Raw genomic sequence first — 14,921 nt, 5'->3', positions numbered from 1 at the left:
ACTCCACTAGGACGTGGCTTTGGAACGACCACTGAAAACACCAACGATTTTGCTGGATACCAACACACATAGGCGGACGCATCCGGACGCGCGGCCTGCAAAAATCCATTGCCTCGCAACAGGGTTCTGAACGACGCCGGACGGCGGCGGATGAAGGCATGGCGTCCCGGAAGGGATTCGAACCCCTGACCTACGGTTTAGGAAACCGTTGCTCTATCCTGCTGAGCTACCGGGACAGTCTCGACGGTCGAGATGCCTGCGCGATCACCCCCGAGCGGAAGCGTCCACGTGGTCCATATGACCCAAGCCGCCCTTCATGTTCAAGAGGGGAGCCCACGAAAACAGCCTCCTGCTACGTCTTGGTTTGTCGCTTGGTTTATGTCTTGGCCCTGCGTAAACTTCGGGGTCGCTCTTCAATCTCGCTCCGCCGATGGTCGCTGCCCGAACCCTTGCGCCGCTCTTCGCCCCCGCAGCTCTCGCCCTCTTCGCCACGATCACGCTGGCCGTGCCTGAAACGGTGGGACGCGAGAGGAAATCTGCGCGCGCAAACGCGGCCTGCCTGCAGCCTGAGGCGACGGATGCCGGCGTTGTGGTGTCCATCGGAGAAACGGGCGACCTGCACCTCGCCGACGGGCGCCTTATCACCCAGGCCGGCATCCTGCTTGCAACGCCACATGCCCCGCTTTCCGCTCCGCACGCGCAGCTTGGCACGCTTCTCGGCATGGAGCTGCGGTTTCATGTCCTCCAGCCCGCCCCGGACCGCTGGGGGCGCCTGTCCGCCGACATCCTGCTGCCGGCGCCGGTGGCGCGGAAGGACGTCGAGATGGGCGTGGACTCAGGCGCCGAACCCGCTTACACCCTCGCGCAATGGCTGGTCGATCATGGTATGGCCCGCGCGGCGCCCGACGCTTCCGCCATGTCCCTGTCGCGAACTTGCATGACGGCATTGCTCGCACGTGAGGAGAAGGCGCGGGCGGGCCGCCGCGGGCAATGGCGGGATCAGGCCGTGCTCGCGGCCGACGAACCGGATGCGATTCTCGCAAAGGCTGGTGATTTTGCCGTGGTTGAGGGCATAATTGTCAGCGTAAGGGAAAGGGAGCGGGTTACCTATTTGAATTTCGGATCGCAGTGGACGCGTGATTTCACTGTCACCATTTGGAAGAAGAATCGGGCAAAATTGGCCGCTGCCGGATTGCGGGCCGTCGAACTCGAGGGGCGGCATGTGCGGGTGCGCGGTATGGTGGAGGCAGGCCGAGGGCCTTTGATCGACGTGTTGACGCCGGAACAAATCGAGGTCATCGGGACTGAATGAGCGCGTGTGGCGTGACGAAACGAAAGATGCGGGCTGAAGTGGCTGACGGGCGATCGCCGCATGCCCAGGCGGAGCGGGATACCCCGCGCCGCGTGGCGGTGCGCTCTATCGGCGTCTTGGCGAGCGCCTTTTTGCTCGCAAGCTGCGCCACCGAGACCAGCAAGCTGCCGGCATCCGCGCCCCTGCCGCCGGCAGCCCCGAGGGTCACGGGGGTCGAGCGCGCGGCCGATCGCGAACATCAGCGCCTTGTCGCATCGCTTGGCGGCAGCTACCGCTGGCCTGCCGCCGAGGCGCGGCTGAAAACCATCGTCGCGAAGCTCGTGGCAGCGACGGACACCCCGACCGAGGGATACCGGGTCACCCTCTTGAACTCGCCGACGGTCAATGCCTTCGCGCTGCCGACAGGCAATATCTATGTCACGCGCGGTCTCCTCGCGCTCGCCAACGACGATTCGGAGCTCGCCGGCGTTCTGGCGCATGAGATCGCCCATGTCACGGCCAAACACGCCAGCGCCCGCGCAGAGCTAGCCGAGAAATCGGCCCTGGTCAGCCGCGTCGTTTCCGAAGTGCTCAACAATCCCGCCGACAGCGAGACCGTCACCAACCAGTCGCAGCGCACGATCGCCGGCTTTTCGCGCGGGCAGGAACTGGAGGCCGACCGCATCGGTATCCGGACCATGGCGCGCGCCGGCTATGATCCCTACGGCTCTTCGCGGTTCCTCGCATCGCTCGGCCGCAATTCAGCAGGCCGTCAGCCGCAGGCGTCCAACTTCCTGGCAACGCATCCCAGCACGCCGGAACGTATATCCCAGGCGCTCGCCACCGCCCGCAGCATCGCGGCACCCGGTCTGGGCGAACGTAACCGTGCTGAATATCTCGCAGCCATCGACGGCATTGCCTATGGCGATGACCCGGCCGACGGGGTGGTGCGCGGCCGCGCCTTTATTCATCCCCGGCTCGGCATCACCTTTGTCGCGCCCGAGGGCTACTCCATCGACAATACGGCCCAGGCCGTGCTCGGTGTCTCCCGCAACGGCGAATCCGCCTTTCGGCTCGATGCCGTCGAAGCCGGCGGCATCGATTCACTCGAGGATTTCCTGCGCTCGGGCTGGATCGAGAAGGTCGATCCCGCCAGCATCCAGCCTTTGACGGTGAATGGCCTTCCCGCGGCCACGGCGACGGCAGCCAGCAATGATTGGCGCTTTCATCTGGCCGTGGTGCGGGTCGGCAACTCGATCTACCGCCTGGTGCTGGCCTCGCGTGACCGGGACAACGCCAGTGGCCCGGCCTTCACCGAAACCCTGAACAGCCTGCGTCGTCTCTCCGACAGCGAGATCCACGCGGTGCGGCCGCTGCGGCTTGCTCTTGTCAAGGCGGGCCCCGGTGACACGCCCGATATGCTGGCAGCCCGCATGGCGATCGCCAATGCCCGCGTGGAACGCTTCCGCATCCTGAACGGGCTAGATCCATCGACCCCTTTGGCCACGGGTGAAAGCTACAAGGTGGTCGTGGAATGATCGGCAGCGGTGGCAATCACATCCAACCCGTGGCGTGAACCGGCGTCGTCCGCCTGCGGCCAGCGCGCAAGCGCTGCATGGCCAGCCTCGGTGAGCGCATAGATGCCACGTTCGGCGCGGACGAACCAGCCATAGACATTGCGCCGCAGGATTTTGGCCGCGTCGGGGGCAAGCGGCCGCAGATCACGCGGCCTGCGCGGGCCCGCGGCGAGCGCACCCGCGCAGAGGAGGGCCTGCTGCCGGTAGGCCGTCATGATCGGCGCGCGCGAGCCACCTCCTGATGCCGGGTCGCCAAGACGCTTGCGATGTTCGGCCACGAGGCGCGAACGCCGGCGCGGGTCCCTGCGCGGCATCGGTGCCTCAGGGCTCACGAGCACAGAAACGTCCCCACCGGCAGACACGCCCAGCATGCCGAAGCCCAACCGGCGGCAGAGCTGGCGGAAGCGGGCATCGCTTTCGCGCCCCCTGCCGCGCACCGAGAGCGGGGCTGCGAGCCACACCTCGTCGCAGGCCGCGGCGCGATCGACGGCCTGCAGGACGAGCTCGAGATTGAAGCTCAGCTTCATTTCGCCGATGACGACGAGCGGCGGCTCGCCCTCCTTGAGCGCGACGATGTCACAGCCGCCGATTTCACCTTTGACAGCGAAGCCCAGCCCCTCGAGGAACCGTTTGACCGGCAGGTAGAGTGCAGTCTCCAACGGACCGCCTCAGCGCGATCGGGGTAGCGGCGCATCACCGCCGCCGCCCTTGACGGCGAGCCAGATGACGTGCCGCGTCCCGGAGCGCCCGCGATTGGCGCGCACCCGGACCTCCTCGACAGAAAAGCCCACCCCCTTCAGCCGCTTGGCAAAAGCGGCATCGGGCGCCGCGGACCACACCGCGAAGACGCCACCCGGGCGCAGCGCCGCCCGGGCCATCCCAAGGCCGGCCGTCGAATAGAGGCTGTCGTTGGCCTCCGCGGTCAATCCCTCCGGGCCATTGTCCACATCGAGCAGGATGGCGTCGAAGGATGCTGCTCGCTCTCCCATGACACGCCCGACATCCGCCTCGCGTATGGTCACACGCGGGTCTTCCAGCGAGCCGGCGAAGAGACCGGCCATGGGTCCCCGCGCCCAGGCAACGACGGCCGGAACGAGCTCCGCGACGGTGACCCGTGCGTCCGCGCCCAGCGCCGCGAGGGCAGCCCGCAAGGTGAAGCCCATGCCGAGCCCGCCGATGAGGACATCCGGCCGCGCGCGACCGGCGATGCGCACGCAACCGAGGTTTGCGAGGGCCTCCTCGGAGCCGCTGAGCCGGCTGTTCATCAGCTCGTTCGTGCCGAGCATGATGGAGAATTCCTGGCCACGCTGCTTGAGGCGCAGTTCTCCTTCGCCACCGGCAACGCCGGCGTCGGGAATTTTGGCGGTATCAAGGGTGATCCAGGGCAACATGGGCGGCGATCTATCGGGCGGCAAGCGGGCGGAACAACGGCCCCTATACCCTATATCTCCGGCAGTTTCAGCCAGGTTGCCGCGGCACTCAGAACGAGATTGACGGCAAGCGCCGCCAGAACAAGCCCCATCGTCCGCCTGAGCAGATGGGTCAAGCCGGTGCCGAGCACGCGCATCAGGATGCCCCCCAGCAGGAAGATGGCGAGAAGCCCCACGAGAACGGTCGCCAAGGCCGAGAACGTGACGAGCTGTTCGGCCCGCGAGTAACGGTTGTTGTCCATGAGGAGAACGATGGTGAGCATCGCGCCCGGGCCGGCGATGATCGGCGTGGCCAGGGGATAGACGGCAACCTCCATGACCCTCTCCCCGGTCGGCACGGAGGGTGGCATATGCTTTGTCTCGCCGAGCACCATGGAAACAGCGAACAGGAAAAGGACAATGCCGCCGGCAATCTGGAAGGAGAGCAGCGAGATGCCCATGGCATGGAGCAGAAACTGTCCGCAGAAGCCGAAGATTGCGAGAATGACAAAGGCCAGCAGCACGGCGATCACCGCCGCGCGGCGCCTTTCCCCCTCGGTCAGGCTTGTCGTTGCGCCCATGAACAGCGGCAAATGGCTGATGGGGTCGAGCACAGCCCACAGCGTGACGAGCTGGGTGATGAACAGCACCTGATCAGTGAGCATGCGCGGCCCCGTGGCAGCTTGGACAATGGCCCGCCGCCTCAGATGCGCTGGGAGCCCTGAAATCTGTAACAGCAGATGACCTGAATATAAATCGGGCTCAATGCGATCGCCGGAAACATCAGGGAGATTTATCGGCGCGCGTCAGGCCGCACCATCTCGAACATGACTTCGGGGGAGATCTGCGCATAGCCACCCACCCCGCCGGCCCGCAGGATGGGGAAGGCGGCGGCCGTATCATAGACGCCGTCCTTGAGGAGCGCCTCGTCGATATGGACACCAACGACTTCCCCGAGGGTCAGCCAGCTGTCGACGGGGTCGCCGGCGGCGGATTTCAAGCGGATGATGTCGATCTTGATGCATTCCATGGCGACAGGGCTTTCCGCGACCCGCGGCACGCCGACCACCGTGCTTGGCTCCGGGGTCAGCCCGGCCAGCGCGAATTCATCCACCGACGGCGGCAAAGTCGTCGACGTGATATTCATGGCCTCCGCCAAGGGGCGCGTGGCGAGGTTCCAGACGAATTCGCCCGTCTCGGCGATATTGCGCACGCTGTCCTTCCAGCCCGTGCTGGCGAAGCCGATGATCGGCGGCCGGTAGTTGAAGGCGTTGAAGAAGCTGTAGGGAGCGAGGTTCAGCACGCCGTCCGGTGCGCGGGATGAAATCCAGCCAATGGGACGGGGGCCGATGATGGCGTTGAAGGGATCATGCGGCAGACCGTGCCCCTTGGATGGCTGGTAGAAATACATGCAATCCTCTTCGCCTTGACGCTAGAGCATTTTCGCGCGAAGTGGACACCGGTTCGCGCGAAGACAATGCGTAGAAACAAAGACCTGGAGCATTTCAGGTTTGGATGGAATCGTCTGGCACCATCTACGCCGGTGAATTTGCTCGTCAATTTTTAAGCGTTGCCAAGTCCGCAGCAGACGGACTTGCTTTAGGCCGGATGGGACACCGCGCTCTGGGTGATCAGGGCGTAGAGCGCCGACGCGTCCCGCGTGGCGCGTATGCTGTCAACGAGGCCCGGCTCGCGCAACAGGCGGGCAATACGGGCCAGCGCCTTCAGGTGATCCGCACCCGCGGTCTCGGGCGCCAGCAGCAGGAAGATGATATCGACGGGCTGGCCGTCGAGCGCCTCGAAATCGATCGGCCGCTCCAGCCTCGCCATCAGCCCGAACAGCCGGTCGACATGGGCGAGCTTTCCGTGCGGGATGGCGATGCCGTCGCCGATGCCGGTGGACCCCAGCCGCTCGCGCTGCAGCAGCGCCTCGAAGATCTCGCGATCATCGAGTTTGAGAAGGCGGGCAGCCTGGCTGGCCACCTCCTGGAGCGCCTGCTTTTTGCCGTTGACCTTGAGAGAGGGCAAAACAGCGTTAGGAGAGATGATATCGATCAGAGCCATCGTCTTGAGTACGTGCGGCAAAGGCCGCCCCCGCGAGATCGTTATGAAGCGGCCGTCAAGGCCGATACGACGTCAGGCTTGCCCCTCGAAACATGGCCCGGGCGGGTATCCCCGGAGCTCCTCGTCACGACGATATACGATGTTGCGAGGTCCGCCGCTAGGGGGGATGGGAGCAGTCGATCGCTGGATAGGGGCCAGCGCTGCCTACCCGATCAGCAAGAACGTTGGAAATGCAGCACAAGAAGGCGGAATGCTGATCGTGGAAAAGCCGCAAATCCATCTGTTCCTCCCTGCCTGGCCGGGGGCGATCGCGTCGTGGGCCTTTGTTATCCATTGCAACGGGCGTGCGGACGACACCTTGAAAACTCCCTCGGATCTGTCAAGGCGCCCAAAGGTATAGATGCGCCGGTTCCCGTGGTCAGGCTCGCTGATTCATTCTGCGGCGTTCGACGGAGGATGGGATGCGCAGCGATTCGCGATATTTGGCGACCGTCCTCCGAGCAATATCGATGCCACTGTCACGCAACTTCTGTACGATAGCATCATCGGACAGAATGTCGCGCAGCGTTTCCTGATCGATCATCTGCTTGATCCGATGGCGAACGGCTTCCGCCGAGTGGCTCTCGGCACCTGTCACCCCCGCGATGGCCGCCGAGAAGAAATATTTCATCGCGAAGACGCCCCGGCTCGTGCCGATCGCCTTGTTCGATGTCACGCGGGATACCGTGGATTCGTGCAGGCCGATGGCATCCGCCACCGTCTTCAGATTCAGCGGCCTGAGGTGCTCGGCGCCGTAGGCGAAAAAGCCGTCCTGCTGGCGCACGATCTCTGAGGCGACCTTCAGAATGGTCTTGGCGCGCTGCTCGAGGCTGCGCTGCAGCCATGTCGCATTCTGCAGACAATCGGCGATATAGGCCTTTTCCGTTTCATTCCGCGCGTGGCGGGCCACCTTGGCATGGTAGCTCTGGTTGACGAGCACCCGCGGCAGTGTCTCCGGGTTGAGGTCGATGAGCCAACTGCCGTCAGGCGCAGTCCGCACGAAGACATCCGGCACCAGCGACTGAACCGGCGTAGACCCGAAGGCGCGCCCGGGTTTCGGGTCGAGCTGACGGATTTCCGCCAGCATGTCGGCGAGATCCTCGTCATCCACCCCGCAGATGCGCTTGAGGGCTGGGAAATCGCGGCGCGCGACGAGCGGCAGATGGGCGACGAGCGCCTCCATCGCCGGATCGAAGCGGTCGAGCTCCCGGAGCTGGATCGCGAGGCATTCCGCAAGGTTGCGCGCGCCCACGCCGGACGGCTCGAACCCCTGGACGAGCTTCAGGACAAGTTCGACCCGTGCGACACTGACGTCAAGGCGCTCGGCGATCGCGCCCAGATCCTCGGACAGATAGCCTGCCTCGTCGATGGCATCGATCAGGAAGCGGCCGATCAACTGCGTGACGGGATCCGTCGTTGCAAGATCGAGTTGGGCTTCGAGGTGGCCATGGAGGGTTTCGTCGGCGACAAGCGTCGCCATGAAATCCGTGTCATCGTCGAAGCCGCCGCCCCCGACGCCGCTCCAGAGCGACGACGACACCGGCAACTCGTCCCCGCCTTGCGCTTCTACGACGCGCGACGGCGGTTCATCCTGAAAGACATTGTCGAGGGTCGTGCCGAAATCCGCCTCGATCGTCTCGCGCTGCAGCCCGCTGTCAGGCTGGCCCCAGTCGGCGGGATCGACCGGAGTGTCGGCTGAGAGGGGCGCCGGTTCGCGCAGGTCGTCGGGCCTCTCATCCGCCCCTTCGAAACCGTCCTCGGCCCCGTCACCACCCCGCTCCAGAAGAGGATTGGTCTCGAGTTCCGCCTCCACATGGGCCATGAGCTCGAAATGCGACAGCTGCAGCAGCTTGATCGCTTGCAGCAGCTGCGGTGTCATGACCAAGGACTGACCCTGGCGCAGTTCCAGTCTGTGAGATAGAGCCATTGCCGACGCCCACCCTCAGCCGATGGCCGGAACACGCCACGCTAAAGTGCCCCCACCTCGGCGTCGCGCACATGCCTCCGGCTTGCCATCCATGCCGTCTTTTCCTGCATCCCGGATGGCTTCGCGCGCACGGAGAGACAGCATAAGGCGGCATTCGGCACAATTCTTGCGTTCAATCTCTATCTGGTTGTGGGCGTGGCGTCAAAGGCGCAATGCGCGTGCTGAATGCGGTCACGCGGCAATCCGGCGTGATGGTAAAACAGCAAAATGCTCATGGATTGAGCAGCTTGGCCCGCCTGCTCGCGAACGCGATGCGTAGCCCGAAATAATTACAGGTGAAAATCTTCCCCGAGATACAACCGGCGGACGTCCTGATCCGCGATGATCTCGTTTGGCGTACCCTCGGTGAGCACGCGGCCGGAATGGATGATATAGGCTCGGTCGATCAGCCCGAGTGTCTCGCGCACGTTATGGTCGGTGATGAGCACCCCGATGCCACGCCGGGTCAGGTGACGCACGAGATTCTGAATGTCGCCGACTGCGATGGGATCGATGCCCGCAAAGGGCTCATCGAGAAGCATGAACGACGGATTGCCGGCGAGAGCGCGCGCGATCTCGCAGCGCCGCCGCTCGCCGCCCGACAGTGCGATCGAGGGCGACTTGCGCAGCCGCGCGATATCGAACTCCTCGAGCAGTTCGTCGAGCTTGTATTCACGCGCCTTGCGGTCCGGCTCCACCACTTCGAGAACGGCCCGGATGTTGTCCTCGACGCTCAGGCCGCGGAAAATCGAAGCCTCCTGCGGGAGATAGCCGATGCCGAGACGGGCCCGCCGGTACATCGGCAGGTGCGTGATATCGTGACCGTCGAGGCTGATCATACCCCGATCGGCGCCCACCAGCCCGGTAATCATGTAGAAGATCGTTGTCTTGCCTGCGCCGTTCGGCCCGAGCAACCCAACCGCCTCGCCATTGCTGAGATGGAGCGTCGCATCCTGCACGACGGTGCGGCCACGATAGCTCTTCTCGAGTCCATGCACGGAGAGAATGCCGCTGCCCATGATGCGGCGCGGCACGGCTTCGCCGCTCTCCACGGATGGCGGGGCGCCGAATGAGGCCTGTGAAGAAGCGGCGTAGCGAGAGCCGACTGGCTGATCCATGACCTGATCCATTATGGCGCCGGGCGGCGCAGCCGCCATTCAGCGGCCGGAGCGCGGCTGACCTGGCTGTTGCTGTCCAGGCTGAGCGCTCCCGGGCACGAAGACGCCCTGTACACGGCCACCCGGCCGGGATTCACAATTGGCGATGCTGGTGTCCAGGTTGTAGACGACGCGATCGCACTGCTGCACGTTCGGGCCCTGGCTCAAGGCCACACGCCCGGTCAGGATGACCTTGTTATCCCCCCGGTCATAGGTGGCATTCTCACCGGTCGCCGTCTGCTCCTTGGAGACGACCGTCACCGGTCCCTTGCAGTCGAGCCGGCGGATATTACTGTTCTCCCCACCGGGTTGCGCGGCGGGTTGCGCAGGCCGTTGCGCACCGGTTGCCCCACCCATCGCGCTCTGCTCGTAATAGACGTTGAGGAGCGAGCATCGCATCGTCGTGTCGCCCTGAACGGCCACCACATTGCCGGAGAAGGTCGCGCGCTGCTCGCGATCGAAGATGTCAAGACGATCGGCATCGATCTTGATCGGCTCCTTGTTGTTGGAGCCGATACCCCCGAGCGGCGAATTCTTCGGGCCCTGCTGCTGCGTGGCTTTCTGGGCGAGGGCCGCGGGCTGAACTGCCGCAATCGCGATCGGCAAAGCCAAGGCGAAGCCGACATGCGAAAGGAAGCGACACTTCATGGCTCGTCTCTCAATCGTTCGTTGGGGCAGGAGGGGTCGATCGGGCCTTATCAGATTCCATGATGGCCTGCACCCGCCCCTGGAAGACGATATGCTTGCCATTGTCATCGATATCAAGCTTGTCCGCTTTAATCGAGCCTCCATCGATATCAACCCTCACCGGCTCGGCCGATGAAACCTTACCGCCTTTGAAATCGACGGAGGCCGTCGTGAGATGGGCACTGTAGCCGGTGTCCGTGCGCACATTGACCCGTCCGGCGAGCTCCAGCAGCTCCGTCTGGGAATCATAGACGCCGGTCGTCGCCTCGATATGGGCCTGGCCGTTGTTCTCCAGCGTCACCTTCCCGACGATTTCGTTGAGTTCCACGAGATTGGGCTTGCGCGCATCCTGGGATGCGGAGGCTGCCGTCATCTCGTAGGGCCGCGACCCCGCCCGATACCCCCGGAGCTTCGGCGCATCCATCGTGATCTTCGTGCCGGACAGGCTGATCGGGCCGAGCGTCAGGCCACGCAGACGACCGAACGGATCAAAGATACCAATGATGAGTACGAGGATCACGGCCACGGCCGCGCCGAGAGGAATGGCTTTCTTGAAGAAGCGCACCCGCGCGGAATGGCGCAGCGCAGCGGCATAGCCACCACGGCTGGATCCCCTCAGGGTGGCGCCGGGCGATGCGCCTGCAGCAGGTTTCATCCTCAAAGTCGGTTGATCCATCGTGTCCTGAACCCGTACGGCCCCTACCCCGGATCGTGCTCCTCGATCAGGGAAACCAGTCAATCAGGGAAACCCGTGGCAAAGTTGTGGCTCGGCCAGCGTTCAAGAACCAGCCGACCGCTCAACTATGCGCGAAAATATCAGCCTCCGCCCAGCCGAGAAGATCGAGCCGGGCGCGGGCCGGCAGAAAATCGAAACAGGCAGCCGCAATATCGGTCCGCCCCTCGCGGGCGAGCGACGCATCCAGCTTCTCCTTGACGGCGTGGAGATGCAGGACATCCGATGCGGCATAGGCGATCTGCGCCTCGGTCAATGTATCGGCACCCCAATCCGAGGATTGCTGGTGCTTCGAGATGTCGACGGAAAGGAGCTCCTTGAGAAGATCCTTGAGGCCGTGGCGGTCCGTGTAGGTGCGCGTGAGCTTCGAGGCGATCTTTGTGCAATAGACCGGCGTCGGCATCACGCCGAGCCGATGGAACAGCACCGCCAGATCGAAACGGGCGAAATGAAAGATCTTCAGCACCTGGGGATCCGCGAGAAGCTTGATCAGGTTCTCCGGCGGCGGCCCGTCGCGCAGAATCTGCACCACCTCGGCGGACCCGTCGCCACGCGAGAGCTGGACCACACACAGCCGATCGCGATGCGGATTGAGCCCAAGCGTCTCTGTATCCACCGCGACGGACGCGCCGAAATCAAGACCTGGCGGAAGATCTCCGCGATTGAGACGAATGGCCATTCAGCACCTTGGCATGGACTTCAGGTAATATCCGACCAGGCAAGCCGCAAGGCCAGCTTCCGCCGGCCCGGCCCTTTCGGGTCGAAAAGCTGCGCTGGGTGTAGCACTTGATGGCAGCCTGCGACAAGCAATCGCCACAATTACGACACAGGCGCCCCCTGTCGCGACGCGGCAGGGCTCCCGGCTCCAAGGCTCCCGGCTCCAAGGCTCCCGGCTCCTGCGCTCCCTGCCCTTGCGTTCGCTCCCGGCCCTTGCGTTCTCGGGCGACCGGCGGCATGAAGCCGGCGGGGCCTGTCACAGGGCCGCCCTGCCACGGAACCATAGTCGTCAAGGCCGCCGGAGCTCCCGATGTCTCGTGCCAATCATGTGCTGACCCTGTCGTGCATCAACCGCCCCGGCATTGTCTCGGCCGTTTCGACCTACCTGTTCGAAACAGGATGCAACATCAACCAGGCCCACCAGTTCGATGACACCGAGACCGGCCGCTTCTTCATGCGTGTGGTTTTCGATCGCGTAGCCTCCGAGCCAAGCCACACCGCGCTGGAAGACGGCTTCCAGACCATCGCCAACCGCTTCGGCATGGATTGGCGCATGAGCGACCCCGCGGCCAGGCGGCGCGTCATGATCCTCGTCTCGAAATTCGACCATTGCCTCGCCGATCTCCTCTATCGCTGGCGCATCGAGGAGTTGCCAATGGATATCGCGGCGATCGTCGCCAACCATCCGCGGGACACTTACGCGCACCACGATTTCGACGGGATCCCCTTTCACTATCTTCCCGTGACGCGGGACACCAAGCTGGAGCAGGAGCACGCCCTGTGGGAGCTCGTGCAGTCGACTGAGAGCGACGTTGTCGTGCTGGCCCGCTACATGCAAGTGCTGTCGGAAGGCCTCGCGGCCAAGCTCGCCGGACGTTGCATCAACATCCACCATTCCTTCCTTCCGGGCTTCAAGGGCGCCAAGCCCTATCACCAGGCCCACGCACGGGGCGTCAAAGTCATTGGCGCGACGGCGCATTACGTCACGGGCGACCTCGACGAAGGGCCGATCATCGCGCAAGACGTGGAGCGGGTGACTCACGCGGATTTCCCCGAGGATCTCATTCGCAAGGGACGCGATATCGAACGCCGCGTGCTGGCGCGCGCGCTGAGCTATCATCTGGAGGACCGCGTCATCCTCAACGGCCGCAAGACGGTCGTATTTGACACCTAAAAGCAAAGCAGGCTTCCGAAACGTCCCGCTCAACTGCTGTTCACCGTGACCGGAGGCTCGGCTTGACCCGGGGCCGGCGGGTGCTCACTCTCGGCGGATCCCTTTGTCGCGGTGCATCACCATGCGCGCCAGGCGTCGAGGACGGATGAAGACCATGTTTCGGGCAACTGCAACAGCACTGCTTCTGGCCGCAGCCACCCTGTCTTCCGCATGGGCGGCGCCGTGCTCCACGCGCCAGCCCTTCGAGGCCTGGCTTGCGGACGTGAAGTCGGAGGCTCATGCGGCCGGCGTCACGCCGCGCGGACTGGCAGCTCTCGACGGTCTCACCTACGACCCCCAGATCGTGGCCCGCGACCGCGGGCAGGGCGTGTTCCAGCAAAGCTTCCTGCAGTTCTCGGATCGCATGGTATCGGCCGACCGCCTCCTGCGCGGAGGGCGCTTCCTGAAAAGCGAAGCCGCCACCTTCGATCATATCGCGAGAACCTATGGCGTGCCCGGGCCGGTGATCGTCGCGTTCTGGGGCCTCGAGACCGACTTTGGTGCGGTAATGGGCAATATGTCGACGCTGCGTTCGCTGGCGACCCTCGCCTATGATTGCCGGCGCCCCGCGATGTTCCGTGCGGAGCTGATCGACGCGCTGAAAATCATCGATCGCGGTGATCTCAAGGCCGCCGACATGCGCGGGGCCTGGGCAGGCGAACTCGGCCAGTTCCAGTTCATGCCGTCATATTATCTGAAATATGCGGTGGACGAGGACGGGGATGGCCGGCGCGACCTCTTGCGCAGCCGCGCGGATGCACTCGCCTCGGCCGGCAATTTCCTGGCGTCGCTGGGCTGGCGACGCGGCGAGGCCTGGCTGCGCGAGGTCCGCGTCCCCGACACCCTGGACTGGAAACAGGCGGACCTCGCCATCAAGCATCCTGTATCCGTGTGGGCCAACTGGGGCGTGACCCTGCCCAACGGCAGCGCCCTCCCGGCAGAGGAGCGCGAGGCATCGCTCCACCTGCCGATGGGACGCCTCGGCCCGGCCTTCCTCGCCTACGACAATTTCCAGGTGTTCCTGAAATGGAACCAGTCGCTGGTCTATGCGACGACAGCGGCCTATCTCGCCGACCGTCTCGCGGGCGCACCGCCGATCAGCAGGGGCCGCGGACGCGTCACGCCTCTCAACGCCCAGGACACATATGACCTTCAGAGGTTGCTCTCGGCCAAAGGCTGGGATCCCGGCCCCATCGACGGCAAACTGGGCACCGCGACCCGCACGGCGGTTCGCGAGGCCCAGGGCCGGTTTGGCCTGCCTGCAGACTCCTACCCCTCCCAGGACCTGCTGGAGGCCCTGCGCCGCAATTGATAGGGCGTGAAAGGAAGGGTCGGGCGGCGGACTATCGGCGTTGTGCGGCAAGAAGATCGCGGATTTCCGTCAAGAGCTTCACATCGGCCGGGGCTTCCGGCGCCTTCTGCTCCACCTTCTCCTCGCGGCGCAGCCTGTTGATGCCCTTGACGACGAGGAAGAGAATCCAGGCCACGATCAGGAAGTTGATGGCGACGGTCACGAAATTGCCCCATGCCAGGACCGCGCCCTGTTCGCGCGCCTGAGCAAGGGAGGTGGCTGTGACGTTGCTGCTGAGCGGAATGAAGTAGTTTGCGAAATCGATGCCGCCACCGGTGATGGCACCGAGGATAGGGTTGAAGAGGTCATTCACGAGGGATTCGACGATGCGGCTGAACGCAGCGCCGATGATAACACCGATGGCGAGATCCATGACGTTGCCCTTGAGGGCAAATTCCCGAAACTCCTTGATCATGGACATAACGAGACCCTTCCTGGTTTGGTCGATTTAAAGCTGTTCCGGCGATGCTTGCCTGCGGGTGAAACCTCACGACGGAGGCGATGGTTTCGATCGGAACACGCGCCACCGTTATGGCGAGCCATCACGATCTCTTCGCACCCCTTAACAGCGGCAGGTTGCCCCTGTCCGGATAGCCCTCGCGAGCGTTTCCGGCTCACGGACCGTACGAATCGCCCGATATTTGCCGTTTTTCACAGCGGACGCTACTCTCCTTTCAGAAAAGAGCCGTGTGCGATGGCGTTTGGTCGCGAAACGCC

The 14,921-nt window shown here is 64.2% G+C and carries 15 protein-coding genes and 1 tRNA gene; 4 read left to right on the top strand and 12 right to left on the bottom strand.

Features of this window, described 5'->3' with window-relative positions; genetic code table 11:
* Window positions 1-159: 159 nt before the first annotated feature.
* A tRNA-Arg gene (locus C7450_RS10585) sits at window positions 160-236 on the bottom strand.
* Window positions 237-430: 194 nt separating this feature from the next.
* Between C7450_RS10585 and C7450_RS10580 the strand changes: the two genes are divergently transcribed.
* The gene (locus C7450_RS10580) at window positions 431-1,312 is read left to right on the top strand and encodes a hypothetical protein (RefSeq protein ID WP_110374419.1); all 882 of its coding nucleotides are present in this window, start codon (window positions 431-433) and stop codon (window positions 1,310-1,312) included.
* Between the two features lie 11 nt (window positions 1,313-1,323).
* Window positions 1,324-2,829: a M48 family metalloprotease gene (locus tag C7450_RS10575; RefSeq protein ID WP_245449604.1), complete on the top strand. Its 1,506-nt coding sequence runs from the start codon at window positions 1,324-1,326 to the stop codon at window positions 2,827-2,829.
* Here C7450_RS10575 and C7450_RS10570 read toward each other — a convergent pair.
* The 10 genes from C7450_RS10570 to C7450_RS10525 form a co-directional block, all read right to left on the bottom strand.
* Window positions 2,808-3,527 (bottom strand): DUF2161 domain-containing phosphodiesterase, encoded by a 720-nt coding sequence (locus C7450_RS10570; protein WP_110374417.1) that lies wholly within the window; start codon window positions 3,525-3,527, stop codon window positions 2,808-2,810. The genes C7450_RS10575 and C7450_RS10570 overlap by 22 nt on opposite strands.
* Before the next feature lie 9 nt (window positions 3,528-3,536).
* Window positions 3,537-4,259 (bottom strand): spermidine synthase, encoded by a 723-nt coding sequence (locus tag C7450_RS10565; RefSeq protein ID WP_110374416.1) that lies wholly within the window; start codon window positions 4,257-4,259, stop codon window positions 3,537-3,539.
* Window positions 4,260-4,309: 50 nt separating this feature from the next.
* Window positions 4,310-4,942 (bottom strand): MarC family protein, encoded by a 633-nt coding sequence (locus C7450_RS10560; protein WP_110374415.1) that lies wholly within the window; start codon window positions 4,940-4,942, stop codon window positions 4,310-4,312.
* Between the two features lie 128 nt (window positions 4,943-5,070).
* Window positions 5,071-5,688, bottom strand: a complete 618-nt coding sequence (locus tag C7450_RS10555; RefSeq protein ID WP_110374414.1) for a flavin reductase family protein — start codon at window positions 5,686-5,688, stop codon at window positions 5,071-5,073.
* 188 nt (window positions 5,689-5,876) lie between these two features.
* Window positions 5,877-6,341: a PTS IIA-like nitrogen regulatory protein PtsN gene (gene ptsN, locus C7450_RS10550; RefSeq protein WP_110374413.1), complete on the bottom strand. Its 465-nt coding sequence runs from the start codon at window positions 6,339-6,341 to the stop codon at window positions 5,877-5,879.
* Window positions 6,342-6,759: 418 nt separating this feature from the next.
* Window positions 6,760-8,307 (bottom strand): RNA polymerase factor sigma-54, encoded by a 1,548-nt coding sequence (rpoN, locus tag C7450_RS10545; RefSeq protein WP_110374412.1) that lies wholly within the window; start codon window positions 8,305-8,307, stop codon window positions 6,760-6,762.
* 329 nt (window positions 8,308-8,636) lie between these two features.
* On the bottom strand, window positions 8,637-9,476 hold the full coding sequence (gene lptB, locus C7450_RS10540; protein ID WP_210206420.1) for an LPS export ABC transporter ATP-binding protein: 840 nt from the start codon (window positions 9,474-9,476) through the stop codon (window positions 8,637-8,639).
* 27 nt (window positions 9,477-9,503) lie between these two features.
* Window positions 9,504-10,151: an LptA/OstA family protein gene (locus tag C7450_RS10535; RefSeq protein WP_170147186.1), complete on the bottom strand. Its 648-nt coding sequence runs from the start codon at window positions 10,149-10,151 to the stop codon at window positions 9,504-9,506.
* A 10-nt stretch (window positions 10,152-10,161) separates the two neighbouring features.
* Window positions 10,162-10,845: an LPS export ABC transporter periplasmic protein LptC gene (gene lptC / locus C7450_RS10530; protein WP_170147185.1), complete on the bottom strand. Its 684-nt coding sequence runs from the start codon at window positions 10,843-10,845 to the stop codon at window positions 10,162-10,164.
* Window positions 10,846-10,987: 142 nt separating this feature from the next.
* Window positions 10,988-11,602 (bottom strand): ribonuclease D, encoded by a 615-nt coding sequence (locus C7450_RS10525; RefSeq protein ID WP_110374408.1) that lies wholly within the window; start codon window positions 11,600-11,602, stop codon window positions 10,988-10,990.
* A 348-nt stretch (window positions 11,603-11,950) separates the two neighbouring features.
* Here C7450_RS10525 and purU point away from each other — a divergent pair, with 348 nt between their 5' ends.
* Both purU and C7450_RS10515 read left to right on the top strand, forming a co-directional pair.
* Window positions 11,951-12,814, top strand: a complete 864-nt coding sequence (purU, locus tag C7450_RS10520) for a formyltetrahydrofolate deformylase (RefSeq protein WP_110374407.1) — start codon at window positions 11,951-11,953, stop codon at window positions 12,812-12,814.
* Between the two features lie 154 nt (window positions 12,815-12,968).
* On the top strand, window positions 12,969-14,165 hold the full coding sequence (locus C7450_RS10515) for a lytic murein transglycosylase (protein WP_245449602.1): 1,197 nt from the start codon (window positions 12,969-12,971) through the stop codon (window positions 14,163-14,165).
* 31 nt (window positions 14,166-14,196) lie between these two features.
* Here the strand turns inward: C7450_RS10515 and mscL are convergent, their stop codons facing one another.
* Window positions 14,197-14,619, bottom strand: coding sequence for a large conductance mechanosensitive channel protein MscL (mscL, locus tag C7450_RS10510; protein WP_110374710.1), 423 nt, complete (start codon window positions 14,617-14,619; stop codon window positions 14,197-14,199).
* Window positions 14,620-14,921 lie beyond the last annotated feature (302 nt).

This window comes from Chelatococcus asaccharovorans (assembly GCF_003201475.1).
In the GTDB taxonomy this organism is placed as follows: domain Bacteria; phylum Pseudomonadota; class Alphaproteobacteria; order Rhizobiales; family Beijerinckiaceae; genus Chelatococcus; species Chelatococcus asaccharovorans.
Note: the sequence above shows the minus strand (reverse complement) of the source record. Positions and strands in the feature narration are given on the sequence as shown.

Bases quoted from the DNA above. Each gene is read 5' to 3' on its own strand.
- C7450_RS10580 (WP_110374419.1), top strand. From the start codon at position 431: ATGGTCGCTGCCCGAACCCTTGCGCCGCTCTTCGCCCCCGCAGCTCTC.
- C7450_RS10565 (WP_110374416.1), bottom strand. From the start codon at position 4,259: ATGTTGCCCTGGATCACCCTTGATACCGCCAAAATTCCCGACGCCGGC.
- C7450_RS10560 (WP_110374415.1), bottom strand. From the start codon at position 4,942: ATGCTCACTGATCAGGTGCTGTTCATCACCCAGCTCGTCACGCTGTGG.
- C7450_RS10555 (WP_110374414.1), bottom strand. From the start codon at position 5,688: ATGTATTTCTACCAGCCATCCAAGGGGCACGGTCTGCCGCATGATCCC.
- ptsN (WP_110374413.1), bottom strand. From the start codon at position 6,341: ATGGCTCTGATCGATATCATCTCTCCTAACGCTGTTTTGCCCTCTCTC.
- rpoN (WP_110374412.1), bottom strand. From the start codon at position 8,307: ATGGCTCTATCTCACAGACTGGAACTGCGCCAGGGTCAGTCCTTGGTC.
- lptB (WP_210206420.1), bottom strand. From the start codon at position 9,476: ATGGATCAGGTCATGGATCAGCCAGTCGGCTCTCGCTACGCCGCTTCT.
- C7450_RS10535 (WP_170147186.1), bottom strand. From the start codon at position 10,151: ATGAAGTGTCGCTTCCTTTCGCATGTCGGCTTCGCCTTGGCTTTGCCG.
- lptC (WP_170147185.1), bottom strand. From the start codon at position 10,845: ATGAAACCTGCTGCAGGCGCATCGCCCGGCGCCACCCTGAGGGGATCC.
- C7450_RS10525 (WP_110374408.1), bottom strand. From the start codon at position 11,602: ATGGCCATTCGTCTCAATCGCGGAGATCTTCCGCCAGGTCTTGATTTC.
- purU (WP_110374407.1), top strand. From the start codon at position 11,951: ATGTCTCGTGCCAATCATGTGCTGACCCTGTCGTGCATCAACCGCCCC.
- C7450_RS10515 (WP_245449602.1), top strand. From the start codon at position 12,969: ATGTTTCGGGCAACTGCAACAGCACTGCTTCTGGCCGCAGCCACCCTG.
- mscL (WP_110374710.1), bottom strand. From the start codon at position 14,619: ATGATCAAGGAGTTTCGGGAATTTGCCCTCAAGGGCAACGTCATGGAT.